Origin of the sequence: Roseateles sp. (genome assembly GCF_036404855.1) — a bacterium.
Taxonomy (GTDB): Bacteria; Pseudomonadota; Gammaproteobacteria; order Burkholderiales; family Burkholderiaceae_C; genus Pelomonas.
Map to the genome: position 1 here is coordinate 1 of NZ_DASWYS010000050.1, position 13215 is coordinate 13215.

A 13215-nucleotide genomic window follows, 5' to 3' on the forward strand; every position below is an offset into this window, starting at 1 on the left:
TCGCTCAGCGCCAGCACGCCGCCGATGCCGGCGGAGCCCAGGGACGTTCGCCCGCTACCCGTGAGAACTCCGTCCAGCCAGGTCTGCCACATCAGGAAGATGTTGGCATAGCCGGAATCGACGGCGAACTCGATGCCGTTCAGGGCGGCCCCCGCGCTGCGAATGGACAGGTAAGCATTCATGCCCGTGGCGGCGAAGTAGTTGCCGCTGAAGGACTGGCTGTAGCTCTCGCCTGCGCCCAGGTCCACGCAGAACTCGCCGGCATAGCCGCAGCCGCCGTTGTCATTGGACAGGCCCGTGTGACTGAACAGCAGGCCGCCTTCGGACCAGGGGCTGACGAGGTCGATGTTGGCCTCGAAGTCGGCGGCGTAGCTCAGGTGGTTGCCGGTGGGTGTGGCGCTGCCAGTGCCGGTGGTCTGCACGACAGCGGCTGCAGCGGGCAGAGTGAACAAGGTCGCGAGAAGGGGAGCGATGATTTTCATGATGATGGTCTCGGTTGTGTTTTGGGCCGAGCGCCGGGGCGCTCCCACGCCGGCCCGCGCTGGCGATGCTTGTGGCTGCAGTGCCTGAGGCGTCGACGTCCCCATCGGGGACCGATCCGTCCGGCCAGCGTCCAGCGTGGCCGGCTGGGGCGTCGGGCGTCAGTTCGCGGCCACCAGGTCGATGGCGTCGAAGGACAAGGCCGGGCTCAGGAAGCTGGCACCTGCGGTGCCGCTGACGGTGTTGATGGTCAGCACGTTGGTGCCGACGACCAACTGGGCGGCCGGGATGTCGAAGGTGTAGGTGCGGTTGAAGCCGCGATAGGTGCCTACCGTGAGGTTGCGCGAGACCTTGGGCGGCGCGGCGGGGATGCCCGACGTCCAGCTGTTGATCGTGACCTGCGGGCGGGCGCTGTTGTAGTCGGCCGTGGTGCCGATGCGCAGCCGCAGCGGCGCCGCGTTCTGGCCCCGCTTGAGCGTGAAGCGTATCTGCAGGCCGTTGTTGACGTCCTTCCACTGATAGGCCGGCCACTGCGTGGCGGCGTCGGATTGGCCGACGACGAAGGGGCTGACCAGCCACGAGGCCATGCGCACGTCGGATGGATGCATGAAGGTCAGCTTGTCGCCGTTGATGAACTCCTGCGGCGTGCCGTCCCAGTGACCGATGCGCCAGAGCGCCGGCGTGGTCTCCGGGTCGCCGGTGATGGCCACCGGGTTCAGCGCGTAACTGGCGTTGGCGGTGACCGTCACTGTGCCTGTCTGCACGGCGAGCTCACCCTTGTAGACGGTCATCGTGTAGACGCCGGGCAGCATGCCGGTGGCTGTGAAATGGCCGTCGGCAGGGTCAGCGTCAGCCCAGTACTGCGCCTGCGCATTGGCGAAACCCACGGTGTAGGGCAGGCCGGCGATGCGACCCGTCAGGCCGGCGCCGCTGACCGAGCCGCGGCCCAACGGCGGCACATAGCCAAGCATGCCGACCTTGCCGTACCAGCTGGTGTCAGGCCGCGCCGAGGGGGGCGTGCCGTCGTTGAAGATCATCGTGTACGTGTTCAGCACGCCCATGCGGAAGGCTTCCGTCTGGGCCTCGCCGTAGTTGACGATGTAGGTCAGCTCGTTGGTCGTGTCGGTGATCTGCTGCAGCAGGCTGCGGTAGAACGGCCCGCCGGAGCCGCCCTCGTTGTTGTCGCGCCAGAACCAGACGCCCACGCCGGGGCCGGTGCCGCCGACGAACTCCCAGTCCTTCAGACGGCGATTGGCATAGTGCTTGGAGCGCGACTGGCCGTAGCGCGGGTCGGTGGCGGCGAAGCCGAACACGTCGCTGGCCTCGATGGCGCCGCTGGTGCCGCGCAGGTCTTCGGCCCAGTAGCTCTGGCCGCCGTAGCTGACGAGGCCGCCAGCCGCGTGGGGCGGGCCGCCATTGGGCAGCCTGGCGATGGGGATGCGTGCGATGAAGCGCACCAGGCCGTGTACGTCGGGTTCCTCGGTGAAGTGCGTGCCCATGTGGATGTTGGACTCGCCCTTCTTGACGACGTAGTAGTGCGTCAGCGTGCCGCCCTTGGTGCTGTTCACGGTCAGCGTCACGCGGATGTATGCGTCACCTACAACCACGCCGTTGTTCGCCGCGGAGGCCGGCACGACGGTGCCGTTGGCGTTGACCAGCTCGGCTGTCACGGCCACCGCGCTGACGCCGGTGTAGAGCCAGTCCGCGCCGGAGTTCAGCTGCGTGCCGCGTGATGCGTCTGCGTACTCGACGCCCTTGTAGACCATGCTGGACAGGTCGCCTGAGGACGTGGTGCTGGAACCGTTGTCCCAGGCGCGTACCTTGAACACCAGACCGGCGTCGGTGTCGATGATGTACTGCGGACGCGCCGCGTTGTTGTTGTCGTGGACAGTGGTGATGCTGAAGGCCGCCATGGCGGCCGGCGCCGCCGCGGCGAGCAACCCTGCGGCCAGCCAGCGGGCCAGGCGCTGGCGGGTGCTTGTCTTGTGCATGAAGTCTCCTGCTTTTGTGTCGTTATTCACGGTTTGCGGCGTTGGCCGCGACCGGGAGCGGACTCTAGGCAGGGGGCTCTATCACGTGTGCTCAAGCGCTTGAGCGTTTGGCAAGCACTCAAGGGCGTGAGCGATCGCAGGCCGTTGCGATAGCGGAAAGGAATCGCTCGGCGGTTTCCTCGCGATGAATCGCGATGGCGATCGTGTGTGGGGGGGCGCGCCTTCCGGCGCGGGGTCTGTAGTGCCTAGTTGATGAGGGCCTGGTAGGTCAGGGTGCGCACGCGCAAGTGCAGCGTAGAGCTGCCCGCGGGCCGGAGCTGCGTCATCAGCAGGATGATGAGGCGCTCCTTGGGGTCCACCGTGTATTGCGGGAAGTAGGCGCTGCCCCAGCCGAATGCACCCTCGCTGCCCAGCTCCTTGAAGCCGCCGCGCCTGACGTTGACCCAGAAACCAAGGCCGAAGCCGTCAGCGTCACCACGGGACTTGTCGGCGAGGTGGTCTGACGTCATCAGCGCCACGGTCATGGGTGCGAGGATGCGTACACCGTCCAGTTCGCCCTTGTTGAGCAGCATCTGCAGAAAGCGCGTGTAGTCGCCGGCGGTGCTCAGCATGCCGGCACCGCCGGACATCAGCTTGTGCGGTCCGTTGACGAAGTCGCTCTTGTCGGACGTCTCCATCAGCTTGAGCTGGCCGCCCTCCAGGCCATAGACGTTGGCCAGTCGTGCCACCTTCTCGGGCGGCACGGCGAAGCCGGTGTCGGGCATGCGCAGCGGGTCAGTGATGCGCGCCTTGATGAACTGGTCCAGCGACTGGCCAGACACCACCTCAACGAGGCGGCCCAGCACGTCGGTTGCGTAGCCGTAGATGAACTGATCGCCCGGTTGGCTTTGCAGTGGCAGAGCGGCAAAACGGTCGGTCCATGCGCTGAGCGTCTCGTCGTTGCCGACGAGGTACCAGTCCTTCATGCCGGCAGCGTCGTAGGCCGCCTTGGCCGGGCCAGGGCCGTAGCTCATGCCCGCGGTGTGGGTCAGCAGATCGTGGATGGTCAGCGCGCGGCGCGGCTTCTCGGTGCCGCCGCCCGGCAGGGCCACTTGCAGGTTGGCGAAGGCTGGCAGGTAGCGCGCCACGGGATCCTTCAGCAGGAAGCGGCCTTCCTCGTAAAGGATCATGGCCGCCACGGTCGTGAGCGCCTTGCTCATGGACGCGATGCGGAAGATGGTGTCCGTGCGCATAGGCCGGGCGTTCTCGACGTCACGCTGGCCGTACGCCTTGAAGACAACCGGCTTGCCGTCGCGCATGACGACCATGACGCCACCGGCCAGTTGCTTGCCCGCGATCTGTTCGTCAATGGCCGCGTCCAGGCGCTTGAGCCGCTCGGGCGAGAAGCCTTGCGCCGTGACAATCTCGGTGGCTTCGGTCGGCGTGGCCGCCGTGACGGGCGCATTGATGAGCGCGGCGCAGGCCAGCGCCACGGCGAGGACGGGGAATTTCATCGGCTCAGTCGCCCAGTGGGCGTTGTTGTGTGAACCCCGGGCTCACCGCGACGTGGAACTGCTCCGGCGCCTGCGGCTTGGCGGGGTCTATGGGGCCAAGATCATCGCGCAGCTCCGCGGCGACGGGCACGCGGGCTTCCCTCAGGCCCAGTGCCACCAAACGCGCCAATTGCATGGCGCCGTAGTTGTTGTGATGGGTGTTGTCCAGCTTGCCGCCGTTGAGCGGATGCGCAGCCTGCGAGCGCTCAGGGCCGAGGGCGGCGTACATCTGCTGGCTCATGCCATTGAGGTCGATGAAGGCGAGCTTCATCTCCATGGCGACCCTGCGGGCCGCGTCAGCGTATTCCAGCAGGCTGGGCCTGATGCGCCCCTGGGCATCGAAGTTGCGGCGCTCCATGGACGACACCACCACCGGAACGCCACCGCGCGCCAGGATGCGCTCGGCATGTGTGCGCAGCTCTGCCTGGTAGGTCTGGGCGTTGCCGCTGCCGTCCTTCTGCTGCTTCTGGTCGTTATGGCCGAATTGAAGCAGTACCGTGTCACCGGGCTGCAGCGTGGACAGGATCTTGTCGATACGCCGCCGCGCGAGCGAGTCGCGGAAGGTTTCGCCGGATTCAGCGTGATTGGAGACGGCGACACTGTTTTTGAAGAGGGCCGGCAGCATCTGGCCCCAACTGGCGTAGGGTTCGCCGGACTGGTCCGCCACCGTCGAGTCGCCCAGCAGGTAGATCGTGGGCAGCTTGACCGGCTCGATCGTCAGGTGTGTCAGCGCCGGCCGGGTTCCGTTGATCTCTAACGTCAGCCGGCGATCCCAGGCCCAGGCCTCGCTGGCGATCTCGCGCTCCTTCAGCTTCACGCGCCCGGCCTCCACGCCCGGTACTGCGGCGATATTGGCGGTGCGCACGTTGACGATGAAGCTGCGCCTCTCGCTGCGGCCAGCGGGCAACTGGACGGCGTCCAGCAGCAGGCGCCGCAGCTCGGCCTTGATCGTCGTGTCGCTGGCATCCTTGCCGCCCAGCGTGGCGGTCACGCGGTAGTTGCCCTCGGGCAGGTCAACCGAGAAGAAGAAGGGGAGCCCGACTGCGTTGCGCGGGGAATCGGCTTCGAAGCCATGGCCGCGTTCGCGGCTGTAGACAGTGTCGGCCGACACCGTCACCTCGCCGTCGGTGGGCTTGCCATCGAAGGCGAAGCGCAGGGTGCCGTCCGCCCAGGCGGGCGCGGCCAGCAGGCCGGCGACAAGCAGCAGATGCTTCATGTCAGTCTTTCAGATGCTCGCCCACCAGGGCGAGGTTCTGGATGGCCGCGAGGCCCCATTGCGCGGTGTCGTTGGTGCTGATCCAGGCAGCCTCGTCCACCGGGTTCAGCACCAGTGGGCCGGCGATGCGCGTGGTCGTCAGTGGTTTGGCTCCGAAGCGCTCGTCGGCCAAGAACTCCTTCCACGCCCGCTGCGCCAGCACCGCGTCCCGGCGTTGCGCCGCGGCATAGGCGGTCAGGCGCGAGTGGCCCACCGTGAGCACCGCGCTGCCACCATGCGGTGCGCCCAGTGACTTGACCTGCTGGTCGCGCGGCGCGTTGTACAGGTCGCAGTACTGCACCCAGGCCTGCTTGAACGCCGGCACGTCGATCAGCTCCACCAGCTCCGTCATCATTTCCATGCCACCGAACACGGCGCTCAGGTGGCTGGCGCTGATCTTGTCGCCGCTGACGTTGTGCAGCGCGCCTTCGTTGGGTCCCGTGGGCTCGTAGCCGCCGCTGCCGGTGAAGAAGCCGTGCGGCATGGCTGCAATGCCCTGCATGCCGCGCAGCAGCTTGTTGCGCCAGCGGACGTCGCCGGTGCGTTCCCACTCGGTCATGAAGTTTGCGACCAGCGAGCCCCAATCGGTGCCGAAGCCGATACGCGCGGGCCAGGGGCCCTTGTCCACGCGGCCCGCGATCTTGCGCACCGGGTCCACCTCGTCCAGCTTCTGGTCGACGTCCAGCACTTCGCGCATGACATCGCCGATGCGCTCATCGGCGGTCAGGTAATAGTAGAAGCGTCGGTTGGCCGACGTGGAGATGCGCGCCTGCTTGGCACTGCAGCCCCAGTGCTGCACGTTGTGTCGTGTGCCCAGGCCCTTGAAGCGGCCGGCGTGGTAGATATCCACCTCGGCGGTATGGCGCACCATGGCCTCGGCGAAGCGGAAGATGTCAGCCCGGCCGCTGCGCAGGTAGGCGTACCAGAGCCACAGGTCGGGCGACAGCTCCGAGTTGTCCCATGCGTAGCCGCCCACGTCGTAGCGCCACTCGTGGCGGTCGGCGTCGTAGGTGTGGCGGATGTCGCCGTAGTCCCAGAAGCCGTACCAGTGGCGCTGCTCGACCTCCCGGGCATAGAAGCCGAACAGGAAATCCAGCCGGTCCTCGATCTTGCGGCGTGCGGGCGTGGAGCGGTCGGGCAGGCTCCACAGCCTGCCGAACACGCCGGCCTGCAGATAGCGGGCCGGTGAAGCAGCCAGCTGCGGCGGCGTCTGCACGGCTGTTGCCATCTGTACCAGACGTTCGCGGGATGGCGTGGCGGCCAGCGCCCACAGCGTGATTTCGCTGCTGCGCGCAATGCCCACCGGCGTGCCGAAGCCCTTCTCGTAGTCCTCGTAGGTGACTTCCAGGCCCTCAAGCTCCTGCTCGTGGGTCTCCATGCCCAAGCCGTCGTGATAGAAGCGCAGGTCCATAGCCGGCGCCTCGGGCGAGTGCATCCACAGCGTTACCTGGGCGGTGTCGGTATGGGCGTCGCGGATGTCCAGCTGCGTCGGGTGGCGCTGCCAGAAGTCCCGCAGGCCGAAGGCCACGCCGCCGGTCGCGCCGCCGATGTAGCCGCTACCCGGGGCGCGTCTGCCGAAGGCAGCCGGGATCCAGCCGTGGCCGGGCTTGGTGCGTTTCCTGATTTGGAAGCCGTCGGCGCTGAGCTGACTGAGCGTGTAGTCACCCCAGGCAGGTATGCGGTGCTGCAGCTGGCGCACCTGAGCGCCCCATTGCGCCAGAGGCGGCGTAGCGCGGCCGGCCAGTTGGGCCTCACGCACGGCCGTACCTGGCTCGCGGCGCAGGCCGGTGAGGTTGCGCACGCCCTCGGCCCACAAACCACCCGCCTCGCCGGCGAAACGCACGTGGCGGTCGTACAGCGCGTCGCGCAACGGCACATCGACGCGCAGTCCGATGCCGCGCAGGTAGTCGCGGTTCTCGTCGCCGTCGAAAACAAAGCTGTGCATCACCCGCAGCGTTTCGGCGCCGGCATAGAAGTAGAAACGCACGGAAAACGGCAGCCACTCGCGGCCGGACGCGCTGCGATGTTGACCGTCGACCTTGATGACGGCGCGCACCGGGCCGCTCTGCTCGACGCTGAGCTTGGAGATACGGCTCTGGAATTCGGTCTGCGTGACTGGGCCTTGCCCGGCATCAGGCTTGTCGTCGGTCTGCGCGATCAGTGTGCAGCCGCCCATGACCACACGCCCGTCGCGCTCGATGCTCTGGATCAACTGGTTGCCCTGGCGTGGCAGCCGACAGCGGATGATGCCGGTGTCCACCTCGACGAAGTCCGGCTGCTCCTTGACGCCGACCGTGGTGCCAGCGGCCGTCACGCCCTTGCCGGGGCGGATGCTCGGCGCAGCACCGGCGGAGATGCCGGCGGGTAGCGCGTGGGCGGTCCACTTCAGCGAGCCATCGGGCCAGTAGGCCAGCGGCCAAGTCTGCAGAGGCAGCGGCTTGCCGGCTGAGTCCATGGCATGGAAGACCTGGCCCTTGGCTTGTTGGCCGCGAGGCCAGGGCAGGCCCAGCGTGCCGCCCAGCATCAGCTCAGGCGCGGCGCCGTCCAGCCAGCGCAGTGTGTGCGAGTCAGTGGCTGCAGGCATGGCCGGTGCGGGGCCTGGCGCGGCGGCTGAGGTCGTGCCGGCCAGCGCCGCGGTTCCCGCGAGGGGCAGCGCGGCGGTCTTGAAGAAGTGGCGGCGGCTGAAGTCGGTCATGTGCGCGCGTGCTGCTGGACAGGGGAAGCTTCGGACGAGGCAGCGCTGCCGTTGCCGCGGCCCCAGAGGCGGTCATAGGACCAGCCGGTCAGGTCCTCGACGACTTGGCGGTTGGCCTCGTTCTGGGCCTCGGTGGCGCCATTGCGCAGGCGTTCCACTTCGTGCACCAGCACTGCATGCGTGCCAGCGTTCAGGCGGAAGCTCCATGAGGCCACCAGGCCCAGCAGCATCATCAGCAACGGCCCGCCGACCATCAGCGCGGTGATGGTCTGGATGGCCTCCGGCGTCTGCACAATCAGTTCGCCCGGGCGGGTCTTGGGCGATACGTAGCCGCCCAGGTCGATGATCCAGCCGCTGGCGATGATGGCGGCGCTCTGCGCCACCTTGCGCACCAGCGTCATCACGCCGGCGAAGATGCCCTCGCGGCGCTGACCGGTGACTGCCTCATCGATGTCGGGCAGGTAGTTGTAGACCGACCAGGGTACGAAGTTCAACGTACCGCGACCCAGGCCGGCGAGCACGATGGGTGCGAAGAGCCAGAACACCAGCGCTGATGAGAACTCGGTGCGCGTGGGATCCAGCGCGCCGAACAGATTGGCGCCCAGGGCCTGGAAGCCGGCCTCGAAGCCCTCGGGCCGAGCCAGGTAGAAGCCCAGGTACAGCAGCAGCGCCGCGCCGAACAGGCCGATAGCGATGCGGTAGGCCAGTACCGGGCCGGTGCGGATGACGATCTGGATGGCCACCATCACGGAGATCAACTGGGCCACGTACATGACTGTCATCAACTGCGAGATGACGAGGGTGGCACCCATCAGCACCGTCGCCACGAAGATGGGGAACGCGGTGTTAAAGATGTCCTGCGACAGGTAGCCGCCCAGGTAGATGGACAGGTGCTGGCGGAAGGCGCGGATCTTCAGCGTGGAGAAGAGGTCTCGGAACATCTTCACCGGCAGGCTCAGCGCAGCCTTGAGGCTGACGCCGCCATAGGTCTGCGACAGCACGGCCTGCTCGCGCGGGCCGTAGGGGCGCTCCCAGCTCGTCAGCACGACGATGAGCACGACCACCGAGAAGATGACGCCGAAGATGGCCGCCATCCAGAAGAACGTGTCGGGCGAGTCCTTGCCGCCGAACTGGCTGATCAGCAGCGTGGGCAGGTAGGAGGCCAGGATGGCCGAACTCTGAGCCACGATCATGCGCGCACCGGCGAACTTGGCCTTGGCCTTGTAGTCCTTGGTCATCTCGGCCGCCAGCGTTTCCCATGGAATGAGAAACATCGTGTACAGCAGCTCGAAGAAGATGAATGCGAACAGGTAGTAGTAGAAGGTGTGGCCGGTGCGGAAGATCAGGGCGAAGCTGGGCAGCAGCGGGATGGTGATCAGCAGGAAGATCTTGCGCCGGCCGATCTTGCGGCCCACCCAGGTGTGGCGCAGGTTGTCGGACACGTAGCCGATCAGCGGGCAGGTGATGGCTTCCAGCAGGCGTGGCAGGCCAAGGATCAGCCCGGCCTCGACGGCGCTGAGGCCGCAGAAGGTCGTGAAGAAATAGAACAGCCAGCCGGTGATGACCGCCTGGGCGCCTGCGCCCAGCATGTCGCCGCTGCCCCAGCCCCAGTAGTTGATCCAGTTCGGCTCTCGGGCCGCGGGGTGCAGGTTCTTTTGCTGCATGTCGGCCTCAGATGAAACGGACGAGCAGTTCGCCCATGGCCAGCAGCGCCATCGCCTGGCCGAACGGCATGGACGTCAGCGGGATGTCCTTGTATTCCTGCAGCGTGTTGAACACCGGCGTGCCGAAGCTGACCTGCGTCAGCTCGCCCGCTTCGTTGATGTGCTTTCGCACGGCCAGCGCAGCCTTCACGCCGAAGGCTTCATAGTCTTTGGAGATGTAGCCCTTGCGGACGGCTTTCAGGATGCCGTAGGCGAAACCGGCCGAGGCTGCAGCTTCGTCGTACGAGGTCGGGTCGTCCAGCAAGGTGGGCCACAGACCTGACGGCGACTGGAACTGGGCCAGCGCCTTGACCTGTGCTTCCAGCGTCGTGACCAAGAACTGGCGGAAGGCATCGCCCTCGGGCAGGTTCAGCAGCTCGATGAACTCCGGGATGACGATGGTGACCCAGGAGTTCCCGCGTGCCCACAAGGCGTTGGCGAAGTTGTGGCGGCCTTCGAAGGTCCAGCCATGGAACCACAGGCCGGTCTTGCGGTCAGCCAGGTACTTGATGTGGACGAGGAACTGGCGCTTGGCCTCTTCGATGTAGTGCGGGCGGTTCAGCAGCAGGCCGAACTTGGCCAGCGGCAGCACCGACATCATCAGCGTGTCGTCCCACAGCTGCTGGTGATTCACGCTGTTGTAGACGATGTGCTGGAAGCCACCTTCCTCGGTGCGTGGCAGCTCGTTGTAGACCCATTCAGCCCAGCGGTCGATGTAGGGCAGGAAGCGGCGGTCGCCGGTCCGGTCGAATAGGTAGGCCAACGTCAGAAAGGGCGCCACCGGGTTGATGTTGCGGCTGGGCATGCCTTCTTTGAAGCGCGCCTCGAACCAACTGATCATGATGTCCCAGGCCTTGGGGTCACCGGTCAGCTCCCAGACCTTGTAGACGCCGTACAGGCCCACGCCGTGCGTCCACTCGAAGCCGTTCCAGCCCTTGGTGTCCAGCACGCGACCGTCGTCCAGGCGCAGCAGGAACTTGCCGTCGGTGTCCTCGATGTTGATCAGGTTGTGGATCAGGCGGTCGATGGCGCCTCGGATGTCATCGCGATCCGCGCCCAGGTGAGCCGTGTGATGGGCCAGCAGCGGGTGGATCTTGGAGGAATCGACGGGCTTGAGGATCTGCTTGGACATGGTCTTGTCTCTCTGTGTACTGCTTAGAGGTCCAGCTCAGCCGGCATGAGGCCGGGGGCGCTGACGCGCAGGCGCGCGGGTTGGGTCTTGTCGGTGCGGCGCAGGATGGCGAGGCCGCGGCCTTCGTAGGCCGCATGCTCGGCATCACGCGGATCATCCACGTCCGCAAGGTTGCCATTGCCGATGCCGAGGATTTCCAGCGGGCCGGCGGGATCGAAGCGCAGGCGCTGGGCGGCGTCGGGTACGCGCCGGCCCTGGGCGTCGACGACGAAGAAGGCAATCTGCTCGATGCCGTCCTTGGTCGGGGCGACCCGCTGCAGCTCGATGCGCGCGGCCGCGCCGGCGGTCTGCAGCTTGACCTCAGCGGCGGCCTTGCCGTCCTTGAGCCCCACGGCCTTCAGCTCGCCGGCTTCGAAGGGCATCGTCCAGCTCAGGATGCCTTCGACGGCATCCATGGCCTTTTGCGTGCCCACCAGCTTGCCGTTCAGCCACAACTGCACCTCGGGCGTGTTGGCATAGGCGGACACAACCATGGACTCTCCCGCCGGCCAGTTCCAGTGCTCCGCCACCTTGGCGCGCTTTTGCTGGTCCAGCAACGGCGTTCCCTGGCCGGATTGCGATGCGACCAGCGTGGCCGAGGCGGTGGCGGCCGCCAGATAGACGACGGGTTGCTCGCTCCACAGGCTGGCACGGAAGGCGCCGCGCGGCTTCATGAAGCCGGCCAGGTCGAAGAGGCCGAAATCCGCTGCGCGTAGCGGCCAACGGCCGGCTTCGCCGAGGTAGTCGAAGCCGGTCCACAGGAACTGAGCGCTGATGTAAGGCGTGTCGCGCACGATGGCCCAGGCCCGGTAGTCGTGGCGGTTCTCGCTACCGTAGATGACGCGTTTCGGGAACTTCGCGTGGTCGGCCGAGTAGCGGGCCTCCTGGTAGTTGTAGCCGGCCACGTCGAAAAGACCGCCAAAGCCGACGGCATCGCTCATTTCCACCGAAGCCATGGCGACAGTGACGGGGCGCGTCGGGTCCATGCGGCGCACGGCGTCCACCAGCGGTCGGCCCCAAAGCACCAGGTCGCTGGCCGGCGGCGCTGCGGGGCGGTACTTGGCGCCTAGCACCGGATGGGAGAACGGATCGTTGGGGTAGTCGACCTCGTTGCCGACGCTCCACATGACGATGCTGGGATGATTGCGGTCGCGCCTCACCATGTCCTCGATGTCGCGCACGCCCCAGGCCGCGAACTCCTCGCCATAGCCCTGGCGGCCGGGAACGCCGACGTTCCAGCCCTCGATCCACTTGTTCTTGGTAGGCGTGAACTCGTCGAAGGCCTCAGCCTGCACCAGGAAGCCCATGCGATCCGCCAGATCCAGCAGTTCGGGCGCTGCTGGGTTGTGGCTCGTGCGGATGGCGTTGACGCCGATGTCCTTGAGCTGCTGCAGCCGGCGCTCCAGTACCGCCACCGGCACGGCAGCACCCAGGCTGCCGGCATCGTGGTGCAGACAGACGCCCTTGATCTTGAGTGGCTGGCCGTTCAGGAAGAACCCCTGGGCGGCGTCGAAGCGGAAGTTGCGGATGCCGAAGGGCGTCGTGGTCTGGTCGACGGGCCTGCCGTCCACCAGCACTGTCTGGCGCAGCGTGTAGAGCCGCGGCGCCTCCGGCGACCAGCGCTGCGGTTCGTTGACGACGAGTTTCTGGCTCAGTGTGCGGCGCTTGCCAGCCGCGAGGCTGGCCCGGGCCTCGCGCGTGGTGACGACGCGGCCGTCCGGCGCGATCAGCTCGGCGCGCAGCGTGAACTGGCGCTCGCTCGCCGCAGCGTTGATCAGCTCGGCCTCGGCCTTCACGTCTGCCCGGGCCGCGCTGACCTGGGGCGTCGTCACGTAGCTGCCCCAGGGCGCGATATGAAGTGCGTCCGTGAAGCTCAGTCGTGCGTCGCGGTAAATGCCGGAGCCGGTGAAGTAGCGCGAATCCGTCTGCCGCGAGTGGTCCACGCGGACAGCCAGCACGTTCGGGCTGCCGTCGAACTTCAAGTACGGCGTCAGCTCGAACTGGAAGCTGCTGTAGCCATTGGGGCGGCCGCCCACGTACTGGCCGTTGATCCAGACCTGGGCATGGTCGTAGACACCGTCGAAGGTGATGCGCGCGACTCGGCCCTTCTGCTCGGTCCCCAAGGCGAAGCTGCGGCGGTACCAGCCAATGCCGCCGGCCGCGTAGCCGTTGCCGCTGCCGTATTCGGCACGGAAGGGCTCGTGCTGGCTCCAGTCGTGCGGCACGCGCACGGCCTGCCAGCCGCTGTCGTCGAAGGCCGGCTGCATGGCAGCGCCGGGGTCGCTCTTCTGGAAGCGCCAGCCGCTGACCAGCGTCTGCTCCTGGCGCTGGGCGATGGCGGCGCCGGCAAGCGCCAGCAGAGCGATGGCGAGGCGGGTGCGGCGCATG

8 protein-coding genes are annotated in these 13215 nt (G+C 66.9%); all 8 read right to left on the reverse strand.

Features of this window, described 5'->3' with window-relative positions:
• Positions 1-482, reverse strand: a 482-nt coding sequence (locus VGF12_RS03160) for a hypothetical protein (RefSeq protein ID WP_331174595.1), incomplete at its 3' end; no start/stop codon positions are given.
• Positions 483-641: 159 nt separating this feature from the next.
• Entirely contained in the window at positions 642-2471 is a 1830-nt protein-coding gene (locus VGF12_RS03165; RefSeq protein ID WP_331174596.1) for a rhamnogalacturonan lyase B N-terminal domain-containing protein, read from the reverse strand.
• A gap of 245 nt (positions 2472-2716) precedes the next feature.
• Positions 2717-3964, reverse strand: a complete 1248-nt coding sequence (locus VGF12_RS03170) for a serine hydrolase domain-containing protein (RefSeq protein WP_331174597.1) — start codon at positions 3962-3964, stop codon at positions 2717-2719.
• Positions 3965-3968: 4 nt separating this feature from the next.
• Positions 3969-5219, reverse strand: coding sequence for a rhamnogalacturonan acetylesterase (locus VGF12_RS03175; RefSeq protein WP_331174598.1), 1251 nt, complete (start codon positions 5217-5219; stop codon positions 3969-3971).
• A 1-nt stretch (position 5220) separates the two neighbouring features.
• On the reverse strand, positions 5221-7953 hold the full coding sequence (locus VGF12_RS03180; protein WP_331174599.1) for a Tat pathway signal sequence domain protein: 2733 nt from the start codon (positions 7951-7953) through the stop codon (positions 5221-5223).
• Positions 7950-9617 carry an MFS transporter gene (locus VGF12_RS03185; protein WP_331174600.1) on the reverse strand — a complete coding sequence of 556 codons (1668 nt, stop codon included), beginning with the start codon at positions 9615-9617 and terminating at the stop codon, positions 7950-7952. Before VGF12_RS03185 ends, VGF12_RS03180 begins: the two co-directional genes overlap by 4 nt.
• Positions 9618-9624: 7 nt before the next feature.
• Entirely contained in the window at positions 9625-10788 is a 1164-nt protein-coding gene (locus tag VGF12_RS03190; RefSeq protein ID WP_331174601.1) for a glycoside hydrolase family 88/105 protein, read from the reverse strand.
• Positions 10789-10811: 23 nt separating this feature from the next.
• The gene (locus VGF12_RS03195) at positions 10812-13214 is read right to left on the reverse strand and encodes a glycoside hydrolase family 2 TIM barrel-domain containing protein (RefSeq protein WP_331174602.1); all 2403 of its coding nucleotides are present in this window, start codon (positions 13212-13214) and stop codon (positions 10812-10814) included.
• Position 13215: the final 1 nt, after the last annotated feature.

What these genes read in the sequence shown, in the direction of transcription:
- VGF12_RS03195 (WP_331174602.1), bottom strand. Translation starts at nt 13,214, where the DNA reads ATGCGCCGCACCCGCCTCGCCATCGCTCTGCTGGCGCTTGCCGGCGCC.
- VGF12_RS03185 (WP_331174600.1), bottom strand. Translation starts at nt 9,617, where the DNA reads ATGCAGCAAAAGAACCTGCACCCCGCGGCCCGAGAGCCGAACTGGATC.
- VGF12_RS03190 (WP_331174601.1), bottom strand. Translation starts at nt 10,788, where the DNA reads ATGTCCAAGCAGATCCTCAAGCCCGTCGATTCCTCCAAGATCCACCCG.
- VGF12_RS03180 (WP_331174599.1), bottom strand. Translation starts at nt 7,953, where the DNA reads ATGACCGACTTCAGCCGCCGCCACTTCTTCAAGACCGCCGCGCTGCCC.
- VGF12_RS03175 (WP_331174598.1), bottom strand. Translation starts at nt 5,219, where the DNA reads ATGAAGCATCTGCTGCTTGTCGCCGGCCTGCTGGCCGCGCCCGCCTGG.
- VGF12_RS03170 (WP_331174597.1), bottom strand. Translation starts at nt 3,964, where the DNA reads ATGAAATTCCCCGTCCTCGCCGTGGCGCTGGCCTGCGCCGCGCTCATC.
- VGF12_RS03165 (WP_331174596.1), bottom strand. Translation starts at nt 2,471, where the DNA reads ATGCACAAGACAAGCACCCGCCAGCGCCTGGCCCGCTGGCTGGCCGCA.